This is a genomic window from Gracilibacillus orientalis, assembly GCF_900114645.1.
Taxonomy (GTDB): Bacteria; Bacillota; Bacilli; order Bacillales; family Amphibacillaceae; genus Gracilibacillus; species Gracilibacillus orientalis.
In genome coordinates this window covers 96,356-109,073 of the sequence record NZ_FOTR01000012.1, presented here as the reverse complement: position 1 = coordinate 109,073, position 12,718 = coordinate 96,356, and the positions used below count along the sequence as shown (strand labels likewise).

The 12,718-nt window shown below is 37.8% G+C and carries 14 protein-coding genes, 11 tRNA genes and 1 rRNA gene; 1 reads left to right on the top strand and 25 read right to left on the bottom strand.

Annotated elements, in window-relative coordinates:
- The 13 genes from BM121_RS18180 to BM121_RS18120 form a co-directional block, all read right to left on the bottom strand.
- Window positions 1–228, bottom strand: a 16S ribosomal RNA gene (locus BM121_RS18180); the annotation flags it as partial.
- 91 nt (window positions 229–319) lie between these two features.
- Window positions 320–396, bottom strand: a tRNA-Ile gene (locus BM121_RS18175).
- A gap of 8 nt (window positions 397–404) precedes the next feature.
- Window positions 405–478: transfer RNA gene (locus BM121_RS18170), tRNA-Gly, on the bottom strand.
- Window positions 479–507: 29 nt separating this feature from the next.
- Window positions 508–584, bottom strand: a tRNA-Pro gene (locus BM121_RS18165).
- A gap of 4 nt (window positions 585–588) precedes the next feature.
- Window positions 589–665 (bottom strand) — tRNA-Arg (locus BM121_RS18160).
- 74 nt (window positions 666–739) lie between these two features.
- A tRNA-Leu gene (locus BM121_RS18155) sits at window positions 740–823 on the bottom strand.
- A gap of 28 nt (window positions 824–851) precedes the next feature.
- Window positions 852–927 (bottom strand) — tRNA-Lys (locus BM121_RS18150).
- 207 nt (window positions 928–1,134) lie between these two features.
- Window positions 1,135–1,209, bottom strand: a tRNA-Gln gene (locus tag BM121_RS18145).
- A gap of 4 nt (window positions 1,210–1,213) precedes the next feature.
- Window positions 1,214–1,290, bottom strand: a tRNA-Asp gene (locus tag BM121_RS18140).
- 25 nt (window positions 1,291–1,315) lie between these two features.
- Window positions 1,316–1,387: transfer RNA gene (locus BM121_RS18135), tRNA-Glu, on the bottom strand.
- A gap of 17 nt (window positions 1,388–1,404) precedes the next feature.
- Window positions 1,405–1,495 (bottom strand) — tRNA-Ser (locus tag BM121_RS18130).
- A 1-nt stretch (window position 1,496) separates the two neighbouring features.
- A tRNA-Asn gene (locus tag BM121_RS18125) sits at window positions 1,497–1,571 on the bottom strand.
- Window positions 1,572–1,749: 178 nt separating this feature from the next.
- On the bottom strand, window positions 1,750–2,211 hold the full coding sequence (locus tag BM121_RS18120; RefSeq protein WP_091485333.1) for a SprT family protein: 462 nt from the start codon (window positions 2,209–2,211) through the stop codon (window positions 1,750–1,752).
- Between the two features lie 65 nt (window positions 2,212–2,276).
- Between BM121_RS18120 and cmpA the strand changes: the two genes are divergently transcribed.
- Entirely contained in the window at window positions 2,277–2,399 is a 123-nt protein-coding gene (gene cmpA / locus BM121_RS18115; protein WP_091485331.1) for a cortex morphogenetic protein CmpA, read from the top strand.
- A gap of 34 nt (window positions 2,400–2,433) precedes the next feature.
- On the opposite strand, the gene BM121_RS18110 is transcribed toward cmpA, so the two are convergent.
- The 12 genes from BM121_RS18110 to alr form a co-directional block, all read right to left on the bottom strand.
- Window positions 2,434–4,602 (bottom strand): Tex family protein, encoded by a 2,169-nt coding sequence (locus BM121_RS18110; RefSeq protein ID WP_091485329.1) that lies wholly within the window; start codon window positions 4,600–4,602, stop codon window positions 2,434–2,436.
- A 704-nt stretch (window positions 4,603–5,306) separates the two neighbouring features.
- A complete protein-coding gene (locus BM121_RS18105) occupies window positions 5,307–5,912 on the bottom strand; it encodes a PP2C family serine/threonine-protein phosphatase (protein WP_091485327.1) in 606 nt (201 codons plus the stop codon).
- Entirely contained in the window at window positions 5,912–6,703 is a 792-nt protein-coding gene (gene sigB / locus BM121_RS18100) for an RNA polymerase sigma factor SigB (protein ID WP_091485326.1), read from the bottom strand. Before sigB ends, BM121_RS18105 begins: the two co-directional genes overlap by 1 nt.
- Window positions 6,675–7,148 (bottom strand): anti-sigma B factor RsbW, encoded by a 474-nt coding sequence (gene rsbW / locus BM121_RS18095; protein WP_091485324.1) that lies wholly within the window; start codon window positions 7,146–7,148, stop codon window positions 6,675–6,677. Before rsbW ends, sigB begins: the two co-directional genes overlap by 29 nt.
- Before the next feature lies 1 nt (window position 7,149).
- Window positions 7,150–7,479, bottom strand: coding sequence for an STAS domain-containing protein (locus BM121_RS18090; RefSeq protein ID WP_091485322.1), 330 nt, complete (start codon window positions 7,477–7,479; stop codon window positions 7,150–7,152).
- Between the two features lie 137 nt (window positions 7,480–7,616).
- Window positions 7,617–8,621: a PP2C family protein-serine/threonine phosphatase gene (locus BM121_RS18085; protein ID WP_091485320.1), complete on the bottom strand. Its 1,005-nt coding sequence runs from the start codon at window positions 8,619–8,621 to the stop codon at window positions 7,617–7,619.
- A gap of 105 nt (window positions 8,622–8,726) precedes the next feature.
- Complete coding sequence (locus BM121_RS18080; protein ID WP_091485318.1) at window positions 8,727–9,128, bottom strand: anti-sigma regulatory factor; 402 nt, start codon at window positions 9,126–9,128, stop codon at window positions 8,727–8,729.
- A 2-nt stretch (window positions 9,129–9,130) separates the two neighbouring features.
- The gene (locus BM121_RS18075; RefSeq protein ID WP_091485317.1) at window positions 9,131–9,487 is read right to left on the bottom strand and encodes an STAS domain-containing protein; all 357 of its coding nucleotides are present in this window, start codon (window positions 9,485–9,487) and stop codon (window positions 9,131–9,133) included.
- Window positions 9,488–9,499: 12 nt separating this feature from the next.
- Entirely contained in the window at window positions 9,500–10,366 is an 867-nt protein-coding gene (locus BM121_RS18070) for an RsbT co-antagonist protein RsbRA (protein ID WP_091485315.1), read from the bottom strand.
- 168 nt (window positions 10,367–10,534) lie between these two features.
- Window positions 10,535–10,885 carry a type II toxin-antitoxin system PemK/MazF family toxin gene (locus BM121_RS18065; protein WP_026287269.1) on the bottom strand — a complete coding sequence of 117 codons (351 nt, stop codon included), beginning with the start codon at window positions 10,883–10,885 and terminating at the stop codon, window positions 10,535–10,537.
- 3 nt (window positions 10,886–10,888) lie between these two features.
- Window positions 10,889–11,170, bottom strand: coding sequence for a CopG family ribbon-helix-helix protein (locus BM121_RS18060; RefSeq protein WP_091485313.1), 282 nt, complete (start codon window positions 11,168–11,170; stop codon window positions 10,889–10,891).
- Between the two features lie 173 nt (window positions 11,171–11,343).
- On the bottom strand, window positions 11,344–12,462 hold the full coding sequence (alr, locus tag BM121_RS18055; RefSeq protein WP_091485312.1) for an alanine racemase: 1,119 nt from the start codon (window positions 12,460–12,462) through the stop codon (window positions 11,344–11,346).
- Between the last annotated feature and the right edge of the window lie 256 nt (window positions 12,463–12,718).

Sequence of the window (12,718 nt, the reverse complement as noted above, 5' to 3'; positions counted from 1 at the left end):
CATCTTTCAACTTCCCCTCATGTGAAGAAAAGTGTTATCCGGTATTAGCCCCGGTTTCCCGGAGTTATCCCAGTCTTATAGGTAGGTTGCCCACGTGTTACTCACCCGTCCGCCGCTCGTTCCACTCGCTTCACTCCGAAGAGATCAGACAAGCTTCCCGCGCTCGACTTGCATGTATTAGGCACGCCGCCAGCGTTCGTCCTGAGCCAAGATCAAACTCTCAATAAAGTTGTCTTGCACTCGCTTCTAAAAGCTAGCTTGTTTCATGTTTAAAATCATACTGGTTGTTTTGTTCAGTTTTCAAAGATCAATGTATAAATGGTGGGCCTGAGTGGACTCGAACCACCGACCTCACGCTTATCAGGCGTGCGCTCTAACCAACTGAGCTACAGGCCCACTTATTATGGAGCGGGTGAAGGGAATTGAACCCTCGACATCAGCTTGGAAGGCTGAGGTTTTACCACTAAACTACACCCGCATAATAAATACGTTTTTGATATGGTCGGCTGGTCGGGAAGACAGGATTTGAACCTGCGACCCCTTGGTCCCAAACCAAGTGCTCTACCAAGCTGAGCTACTTCCCGGTCATGGTGCGCCCGAGAGGAGTCGAACCCCTAGCCTCTTGATCCGTAGTCAAACGCTCTATCCAATTGAGCTACGGGCGCGCTTATCAAAGCGACATCTACTAATATAACACAGAGCGCTTAACTAAGTCAATAGTTTTTTGTTTATTTTTTGATGCGGTCGAGAGGACTTGAACCTCCACGGGATTACCTCCCACTAGGCCCTCAACCTAGCGCGTCTGCCATTCCGCCACGACCGCTTGCTATCTATATATTTTAGAATATAGATGGTGAGCCATGGAGGATTCGAACCTCCGACCCTCTGATTAAAAGTCAGATGCTCTACCAACTGAGCTAATGGCTCTTGCTGCAATGTTAATCACGACGGTAGCTCACTTTCTGTTTTAGAAACTACATTATAGTAGAATCAGAGAAACAGTAAAAGCATCCTCAACTACATCTGCTTCAGTTTTGATTTATTCGGATCCGCTTTGTGAAGAATCGATCAAACGGAAGGAATAGTGTATTCGTCCTTATGACGAATGATGTAAGCTATTTTTAGTCAAAAAAATGGCTGGGCTAGCTGGATTCGAACCAGCGCATGACGATACCAAAAACCGTTGCCTTACCGCTTGGCTATAGCCCAACAATGGCGGTCCGGACGGGACTCGAACCCGCGACCTCCTGCGTGACAGGCAGGCATTCTAACCAACTGAACTACCGGACCTATTAAATTTCTACTATAAATGGGATGACCCGTACGGGACTCGAACCCGTGTTACCGCCGTGAAAGGGCGGTGTCTTAACCGCTTGACCAACGGGCCATTATTTGAAGTGTTAATGGCGGAGAAGGAGGGATTTGAACCCTCGCGCCGCTTACGCGACCTACACCCTTAGCAGGGGCGCCTCTTCAGCCACTTGAGTACTTCTCCATGGCTCCACAGGTAGGATTCGAACCTACGACCGATCGGTTAACAGCCGATTGCTCTACCACTGAGCTACTGTGGAATAATGAAACAATTCATGTTGACGACGTTAAATATAATATAACAATTACATCAAAATGTCAACTGTTTTTATTATTTTTAAAATTGCTGTCTTTAATCTAGGTAAGTGCCTTTCAAAGTGACACCAATACAATTTATCATATTCTTTACATCTAAGTCAATAGAATTATTGATTTTTTTCATTTATTTTGAAGCAATGTTAATTCACCTCTACACTTCCCGCAACGATACCTTTTGACATTGATTCTTTTTCTTCGTTTATAAACATGGTAACAAGAGGTGCATTGGTATTGATATTTAAAATCATTATTCATCGATGGTAGAGGATTGCAATGCCTTGGAGAATTCGTTGCTTTTAAAAGTTGTTTAAACTCTGGATCACGATGTTGATATCCTTTTCCTTCTATATGAAGATGGTAATGGCATAGTTCATGTTTAATAATACCAACAAACTCTTCATATCCCAACTCCTTATAATATTTAGGATTTAATTCAATAACTCGTTTAGTAGGTATATAACGACCACCAGTTGTTCTTAATCTATTATTAAAACGTACTGCATCGGTAAATGGTTTGTTAAATACATTATTGGAAAGATCTTTTGTAAGCTTCTCTAATTCGACCTGTGTTATCACTTCCATACTTTCACACCTATCTATCATATTACATACTATAAAACAACATCATTAATTAGAGGATGATAAACATGCCTAATTGGTTAAAAAGACAATTAGCAGGCGCATTCCTTCATAAAAACAAATACCAAATTCGGTTATTGAATCAATGCTGGTTTTTCTACTGTGATAAAGAACAAAATAAAGCGGAGTAAAAGGCACCTAAAAAGTACCCTTTACTCTCTCTATTTAAGATGGAATCATGGTTAAAGCAATTCGCTGTTTTTCCATATTCACTTGATCTACCCATACAGTTATCACATCACCAACAGAAGCAATATCCATTGGGTGCTTCACAAATTCATTAGACATTTTCGAAATATGAACTAAACCATCCTGCTTTACTCCAATATCGACGAACACACCGAAATCGACTACATTTCGAACTGTACCTTGAAGTTCCATACCATTTTGTAGATCTTCCATGGATAATACATTTTTCTTCAACAATGGTTGTGGCAAATCGTCACGCGGGTCACGATTTGGACTAACTAATGCCCCGATAATATCGCCTAAAGTTGGCAAGCCAATCTCTAATTTTTCAGCTAGCGATTTTTTGTCCAATTGGTTAACTAATTCTTTTAATTGGTCCGTTCCTAAATCTTCAACAGAACAATTCACTTCAGTTAAAATCTGTTTTGTTGCCGCATAAGATTCCGGGTGAATAGGGGTACGATCTAAAGGTTCTACACCATCCATTACTCTTAAGAAACCAATACTCTGCTCATACGTTTTGTTACCTAACCTTGGTATATCTTTTAATTGTTTACGGTTAGTGAATTTCCCGTGTTCGTTACGATATTTCAAAATATTATTTGCCACAGTCTTGTTTAAACCAGATACATATTGTAATAGAGACGAAGAAGCTGTGTTCACGTTTACTCCAACCTGGTTTACTGCTGTTTCCACCACAAATGTTAACGATTCAGTTAGCCTTTTTTGACTGACATCATGTTGATACTGACCAACACCAATTGCTTTTGGTTCTATTTTAACTAACTCTGCCAGCGGGTCCTGAATACGTCTGGCAATGGATACAGCGCTTCGTTCTTCTACTTTTAAATCCGGAAATTCTTCTCGGGCTAATTTTGATGCAGAATATACACTTGCTCCTGCTTCATTGACAATAATGTAGGCAATGTCGAGCTGATGTTTTTCAATTACATCCGCAATAAACTGCTCTGTTTCCCTTGATGCAGTTCCATTACCAATCGCAATTAACTCCACTGGGTATTCTTTTAAAAATTGGATAACCTTTTTCTCAGCACCTGCCGTATCATTTTTTGGTGCTGTTGGGTAAATGACATCAACTGCTTTCATTTTTCCTGTATCATCGACAACAGAGAGTTTGCAACCTGTTCGAAATGCTGGATCCACACCTAATACATATTTACCTTTTAATGGAGGTTGTAACAATAAGTTCTTTAGGTTTTTAGAGAAAATATCGATTGCTTGTTCTTCGGCCTTCTCTGACAAAGCAGATCGAATTTCTCTTTCAACAGATGGTTGCGTCAGTCGTTTATAACTATCTTCTATGATTTGGATTAAAAATTCTTTCATTTGTGGTGTAGCATCGTTTCTAATTACTTGCTTTTTCAGGTAATCAAGCACACTGTCTACTGGTGGTTCAACCGAAACTTTTAGCACACCTTCTTTTTCTCCACGGTTAAGTGCTAAAATGCGATGTGAGACAATTTTACTTATGGCTTCACTGTAATCGTAATACATTTCATATATTTTCTTTTCATCCAATTCAGACTTCTTGGCTTTGGATGTAGTGAGCCCTTTTTGATGGGTTTGTTTACGGATATGTTCACGATACTTTGGTTCATCCGCTATCCACTCTGCAATGATATCTTGTACACCTTCAAGGACGTCTTCCACTGTATGTAATGCATGTTCTTCTGATAGAAAGTCTGTAGCTTTATCTTCCAGATCGATAGTTTGTTTTTGGTATACTGTATCAGCTAATGGTTCTAGTCCTTTTTCTTTAGCAATCGTTGCCCTTGTCCGACGCTTTTGTTTATATGGCCGATACAAATCTTCTACTTTCTGTAATTGGGTCGCTTGCACAATTTCCTGTTGTAATTGATCTGTTAGTTTCCCTTGTTCATCAATCAGCCTGATCACTTCTTGTTTACGATCAGCTAATGCATTTACGTAATTCCATGCATCTTGGATATCTTTAATTTGTACCTCGTCAAGTGAGCCTGTCATCTCTTTTCGATAACGAGCAATAAAAGGGACTGTATTTCCTTCCTCTAATAATTGAATGACGCTTTTTATTGATTTTTGATTAATTTTTGTCCTGTCGGTAACAGCATTAATTAATTGTATATGTTCTTCACTATTTGCCAATGTGTTTCCTCCTTCATACTAATCCTTCTTTATTCTAACAAAAAGAACAGGTTAGTTCACATAAAACCTTAACTTACTGCATGAACATTCTAGGAAAACGCCCATTATCCACAGCTACTTCACCTATTCCATCACGACTCTAGTCAACCCTCACCCAGTCCTATTTATATTATTTAATTCAAAACAGATAAAAACTGCAAAGTAATGAAAATTTTTATAGTGTGACTTTCTTCCATTCTTTCCATAAAGAGTGCTGGAATACCGCTCCAGCAAAATACTGCGCTTTCCGTGGGCACGGCTTCAGCTAACTTGATAAAGAAAATCACTTTACCAAGTGGATCTTCAGTCGTGCTGTCCCCACAGGAGTCTCCGTATTCTGCCTACGCTAATGACATTATTCTATCTTTTTAAAGTGGTAATACTCAGAAACCCATTCCCAGGTATTACTTCTTTCAAAAACCAAAACACTACGCAAAGCGGAGACAAGATACGTAGACTCCTACGGGAACAGCGCGAGCCTCAGCTTCCTCAGAAAACGTTCTTTGTTTTCTGAGGAAGCTGAGGCCGTGCCCTGTGGCATAGAAGACACTGTGAAAACTTGTTTGAACAGATGTCGCACTTGTGCCCTCGGGTGAAAGCGCAGTATCTTGCCGTAGCGTAAGACGTGCACTCATCAACATTCAGATAAAAAGGAATCCCATCATTTAATGGGATTCCTTTTTGTATTTCATAGCAATTAACGTAGTATCGTCATCTAGTTTTTGTTGATATAGATAAGCAAAGGTGTCTGTTATATGACTTACTTCTTGATGAAGAAAATAGGAGTTGGAAATTTCCTTTGAAGTTACACCATCGGAGAACATGACAAAAATCATATCTTCTTCGATAGGATCTGTCATTACTTTAAATGGTCGGTCATATCCGCTTAAATAACCAACCTGTGGAATATTTCTTTTTTTAATAGAGTTAGTGGTAATAGTCATTAAACCAATATTTCCGATCGACGAATAGGCATAACGCTTTGACACTAAGTCAAGTTGTAAGATTCCTAAGACAACACCACGTTTACCTACCAACTTTTCGTTACTTTTTTTCATCATGGATGCTACAGAATCATCCTTATTATCACGAATCACTTCCATGACAACTTGGGATGATTCTTTTGCGAATTCACCACTGCCAAGACCATCAGCTAAAGCACAAATAAACTTTCCGTCAGACTCATGGTAGAAATAACTGTCTCCACAATAGTAATTACCTTTTTTAGCTTTTTGAAAAACAGACACTTCTACTTGATGACTATTTTGCATTAACGAATGGCCTCCATCTTCTCAGCTTGTAGTGCTTCACGAAGTTTTTTCAATGCATGTCGTTGTATTCTTGATACATGCATTTGTGATATGCCAAGCAATTCACCAGTTTCTTTCTGGCTTTTATTCTCAAAATAAGTTAATCGAAGAATTTCCTGCTCTCTATCATTTAAGATGGGCAATATTTTTTCCAGCAGTAATTGGCGATCCACATCTTCATATCCAGACTCTTGGTTGCCGATTAAATCCAATATCGATACTTCACTGCCATCTGAATCTGCCTCAATTTTACGATCGACTGACAATGCATTATAACTTTGGCTCATTTCCATCGTTTCAAGCACTTCTTCTTCTGATACTTCAATATAATCAGCGATCTCTTTAATTGTAGGTGATTGTTGATTATCCGTTGTTAAAGCCTCTGTCGCTTTTTTGATCTTTGGTCCTAACTCTTTAATTCTTCTAGGAACATGTACACTCCATGTTTTATCTCGAATAAAACGTTTGATTTCCCCAATAATCGTAGGGATAGCAAAGGATTCAAAAGATCTACCTACATCTGGATCATATCTTCTAATAGCTGCTAAAAGTCCTAACATTCCTACTTGTTCGAGATCCTCGTAAATCATTTCATTTTTGGCATATTTTCGCGCTAGAGATTTCACAAGTTTTTGATATGTTAAGACAATTTTCTCTTGTGTTGCTTGATCATCAGGGTTCTCTTGAAAGGTTCGAATCCACTGGTAAACCTCATCCTCACGGTTATTGTGTGGTCGAGATTTGGTCGTCATTGATATCCACCTCATTTTCATGGAGGTATTTGGTCATTAACACAATCACACCATAATCATTTTTGATCTCTACCTTGTCCATCAGAGCTTCAATTAAGAATAGGCCAAAGCCTCCTTCGCGCAAATCTTCTATTGATTGATTGTTTTCATAAGGTCCTATATTTTTTTTGATTTTTTGAAGATCAAAACTTCCACCACGATCAGCAATCATTACTTCTAAACGTTCTTGATAAAGACCAAAACCAATTGTTACCTCGCCATCCTCATTTTTATAAGCATGCTCAGTAGCATTTGACAAAGCTTCAGAAATAGCTACTTTTAGATCTTCAATTTCTTCGTAGCTAAATCCCATCCGGTTAGCAATTCCTGATGTAGTTAACCTGACTACCCCTACATATTCTGCCCTTGCTGGTACTTTCATTTCGATGAAGTCCAAAGATTCCATATTATTTCCCACCTCGTACCGTTGAGTCAATATTAATAATGCTATCTAATCCAGTAATGTCAAATAAACGTCTAACACGATCTTGTAATGCAACTAATCGCAAATCACTATTGTATTCTTTAGTCGATTTCAGCGCACTTATAAATACTCCTAGCCCCGTACTATCCATATAGTTAACACGCTCTAAATCTACAACAATAGTTGTTCCTTCATGCTTTGTTAATGGCAAAAGAGCTTCTTTCATCTTAGGAGCGGTATAAGCATCAATCTCCCCTGCTAATTTTAACCCTTGTGTTTTACCATTATCATTCCATTCAATATCTAAGTTCAAAACGATTACCTCCTCATCATCCTGTTATACTTGCGAATTACATATATTAGTCCTCTATTGTTGAATACAAGTAAGGCGTACTAGAATATTAGTGCAAGACTTACGATTCACGATTCCCTGTTTTTTTTCGCACTAAACTATTTTTTTAAAAAGATCAGCGTAAAATCATCTCTTAACTGGAAATCTTGTAAACGTTCAAAGTGACGATATACTAACTCTACCGCTTCTTGTGCAGGTAAATGCATATACTTACGAATAACTTCCAGTACTTCTTCCGTATCAATAAACCGTTCTCCAATCCGGCATTCTGTCACACCATCCGTTAATAATACAACCATATCATCAGATTCCATAGTAATGTCAAACTGTTCATATGTTGCCTGATCGGAAACACCTAACACCAAACCTTTTGTCGTCATTTCAAAAAATTGATCTTTATCTGCACAGTAATAAAAACCCGGTTCATGGCCAGCCGAAGAAAACTGCAGGGAACCTGTTTCAGGATTAAATAATCCATAGAACATTGTAATAAACATGCTTGTGTCCACATTCTGCTCAACCACACGATTTAAATTTTCCAATATTACACTAGGATTTCTCATTGTTTCCGGGAAACTATCCAAAGAATATTTGATCATCGACATCGCCAACGCAGCAGGTATACCTTTTCCGATGACATCAGCAATAGCAATACCTAAATTATTCGATTCATCGGTCACAAAATGGTAGTAATCACCATTCATTTGATGAGAAGGTACACTAATCGCACCTATATCCAAACCCACTATATCCGGTATCGTAGTCGAAAGAAGAGTCTGTTGCATATTCGCAGCAATCGAGATTTCCGACTCTAGTTCTCCTTGTTTTTCCCTTAATGTCTGAAATTCCTGATAAGCCAGCCCGTATGAAATCATTGTTTCTAACAAGAAATTCATGGAGGAGTCTATCTCTACTGGTAAATCAGGATATAACTCTTTTAACGCTTGTATATGCACATTAATAATTTCTTCAGGAGATATATTATGTTGCATCGATAACTTACTAAATTGTTCTGCTTGATATAATGATGTTTCGTCCTGTGACGCTATATATTTTTTTAATAAATTTCGATAGTTGTTGACATCGAACTTATAGGGCTCCATCTCATTACCTCCTAACTACGATTGCTACATTTTTAACCTACATTGTCATTATGGTATAGGGGTAATATAAACATTCTATAAATCAGTTACACTAGTATATCTACTTTACCGAACCCATTTGATCGTAGTTATGGTCGTACCCATACCCGGTTCAGACACAATATCAAAACAATCCATTAATCTTTTTACACCTGGCAGTCCAGCACCGAGTCCTCCAGAAGTAGAAAAGCCATCTTCCATTACCTTACTTAAATCATGAATACCAGGACCTTGATCAGAAGCAACGATTCTTAACCCTTTTTTATTCATATCTTCTATTTTTTCATACGCCACTTTACCTTTATCAGCATATAAATATATGTTACGGGCTAATTCTGAAATAGCAGTAGTAATCCTGGCTTGATCTACTGTACCGAATCCCAGTTCCTTTGCTAAATTTCTTCCCATCTGTCTTGCTCCTACAATATCCCATTCTTTTCTTATTTGCACGCTTGATTTTGTTATCATAATTACTCCTCCAGTTCCTGGCGAAGTTTAATCAGTCCTTGTTCTAAATCAAGTGCGGTAGGAACATTTTGTAAATGAATTCCTAAATCAATTAGCGTCATCGCAACTGCAGGCTGAATACCAGTTAATACTACTTTTGCACCCATTAAATCTGACATTGATACAACATCACCTAACACTTTTGCAATAAAAGAATCGATGATATCAACAGAGGTTAAATCGATGACTACTCCTGTTGCTCCACTTTTATGTATTTTACTAAGTAAGTCTTCTTGAAAATCAATTGCAGTTTGATCATCGAGATCGATTTGAATCGATACCAATAAATAGTTGTGTAGTTTTAATATTGGTATTCTCATGAAAGCACCTCCTTATTTAAGTGAATCAATTGTTGTCGTTATATCTTCTTCTTTGAAATTATTTAAATCCACTATCTCACGGTTGGTTAATTTCAATGCTGTTTTAAATCCTTTTCTTAAGGAACTCTTGGTCGGAAATTTGCTTAAATCAATACCTAAATTGACAATTGTCTGAGCTATTTCCGGGCGAATACCTACTAAAATACAAGTTGCTCCAATTAAACGAACCGCTTCTGCAGCTTGTATTATATGATGTGCTACCATTGTATCGACAACTGGTACTCCCGTAATATCGATCAATACAACTTCCGAATTGTGTTTTATCACACCTTCCAAAAGGTTCTCCATAATTAATTTTGCGCGCTCTGTGTCGATTGTTCCAATTAAAGGCATTACAGTAATATTGTCCATAACAGGAATAAGAGGAGCAGATAATTCCTGCAATGCCATCCGTTGCAAGGAAACCGTATGTTCCCAACTTCCTGAATATTGCTTCACAAGCTGATTAATGATTGGTTCCACCCAATCCTCAACAATATTAAAAATACGTGAGAATTCTTCTGTATCTACTTGGTCAGATTGACTTAAAATAAAGTCAATCGTTACTCTTCTAAATGTTTGCAATCCGTCTGTTATATAACTTAAAGGCCAGCCAAGATTTATCAATCGTTCCGCAAAATCATCCATATCTCCGGTATCCCTTCGTTGATTAATACTGGAAAAAATAACATTGATGAACTCTTGATTCGTAGTGTGGTATAAACTATCCGATATAGTTGAAGTATAGTCGGACTCACGCTTTTCTGTTATATCGTCTAACCAATTTTTAGAAATAACGTCACTGTTTTCTACTACAATTTTTCGTAATGTTTCTGGCATTTTTTCAACCTCCGCTATTTTCTTTGGTATCTAATAGTTTACAATAAAATAGGGAAATTTACGATTAATAATCATCTAAATAGTTACAAAATCGGTCATTTTTTTCTATAATTCGCAAAAAAACCCTTGCTTTTAAGAATAAAAGCAAGGGTTTCTGAAGATAGAAGATTAGAAATCAGTTAACCCTAAACTAATTTCTAATCCTCTATCTATACGTTCCATCATGTTATTGTCTAATTGTGTTATTTTATCAGTTAATCGTTGTTTATCAATTGTACGAATTTGTTCCAATAAAATAACAGAATTCCGTTCAAAACCATACTTTTCCGCATCAATTTCGACATGTGTTGGCAATTTCGCTTTTTGAATCTGAGCAGTGATGGCCGCGACAATAACAGTGGGACTGAAACGGTTTCCAATATCATTTTGCAAAACTAATACAGGACGCACGCCGCCCTGTTCAGATCCCACAACAGGGGAGAGATCGGCGAAGTATACGTCGCCTCTTTTTACAATCAAGATCTACACCCCGCTCACTAAGCGCTCTAGGGTGTTTTCTGCCTCCTCTTCCGCTTGAAAAGCTTCTGAAGCAATATTCAAATTGATTTTTGCCATTTCCATATAACCACGTTGCATCGATTCTTGGATATGGCGTTTTTTCGTTTCGCTTAAATACGTCTTTGTTGCTCGGCAAATAAAATCACTCAAATTGCTATCTTCACTTTCCATCAAGCCGTCCACCTCATTCAACAGGTTTTTAGGTAATCTCACAGCAACTTCTTGTAAGTCTTCAGACAAAACCATACACCTCCACCAACATTGACAAGCCTAAATGATAATCCAATACAATCATACCATTCCGTAATAGGCATTGCAAAGGGGTTTTTGATAATTTATCGTTTTTTTCTACAATATATCTTCAGTATTACCAGAAGATTGAAGAATTATCTTGTCTTACCGACTAAATATTTTATATTTTATGAATAAATTCTAGGAACTCGATAACTAATCATACAGGCAATTTCATAATTAATCGTGTCCAACTGTGTTGCCCATTCGTCCATCTCAATTCTTTCCTTGCCTTGTGCACCAATTAAAGTGACTTTATCTCCTACCTTAGCCGGTTTTGATAGCCGAACCATCAGTTGATCCATACAAATACGTCCGACAATTGTACACCGCTCACCATTAACTAAGACTTCTGAACCTTGTAAGGCTCGACGAATACCATCCGCATAACCAAGCGGAACTGTACCAATCCATTCTTCCTCTTTCGCTAAATATGTCGCCCCATAACTAATCGGTGTTTCTTTATCTACTTTTTTTACATGGATTAATCGACTGTGTAACGAAAGGGATGGCTTCAGATCAATCGGCTTTTCCTTTTTGACAACAGAAGACGGATACAGTCCATACATACTGATACCAAAGCGGACGAAATCAAACATTTTTTCTGGAAACCGCATGCTTGCTGCACTATTACCAGTATGAATCATCACCTTATGCCGTGACCAGTTCTTTTGAAAAAAAGCCCATAGTTTGTCGAAATGAGTTATTTGTTCTTCAAAATGCCCCAGATTTTCTTCATCCGCAGTGGCAAAATGAGTGAAGATTGCCTCTAAATAAATATTTTTATGTTGTAATAACGGGATTATTCCTAATAATTCCTGTTCTGTTCGGATGCCTATCCGTCCCATCCCGGTGTCCCATTTAAGATGGACTGTTAGCGGTTTGGAAAGGGATAGCTTTTGCACTTCCTCTAACCATTCTTTTTGATAACAAGTAACAGTAATATCATGTTGAACTGCAATTTCTGCATCTTCCGGACGAATCCATCCCATAACCAAAATAGGTACTTTAATGCCTCCACGGCGAAGACGCAATGCTTCGTCTAAAACTGCAACAGCAAGTCTTGTGGCACCTCCTTCGAGCGCAGCATTGGCAACTTCCATATCACCATGCCCATATGCGTTTGCTTTCACTACTGCATAGATTTGCGTTTTATCTGATAATTTATTCCTTAATTGCTCTATATTATATATAATATGATCCAGATTCACTTCTACCCAAGAATCTCGGTAAAATTTTTTATCCATGTTAAAAATACTCCTTCAATTCAATTGAGTGTAACGCAATCCATTATAAACCATTTAGCAGAAAAAGAATATTAATTAAACAAGTTTCGTTTATTTCCTATTTTCAAATCCACCCTGACCTATTCACAGATTTATTACAAGGAAAAGGAGGTCATCACCTATGAGGAGGTAGAAAGTGATGACATGCCAAAAGAGGCTTTGCAGTTGTTGGAGGAGGTAAAGAATTCCTAAGATATATATGAAGGTAGGAAAAAAA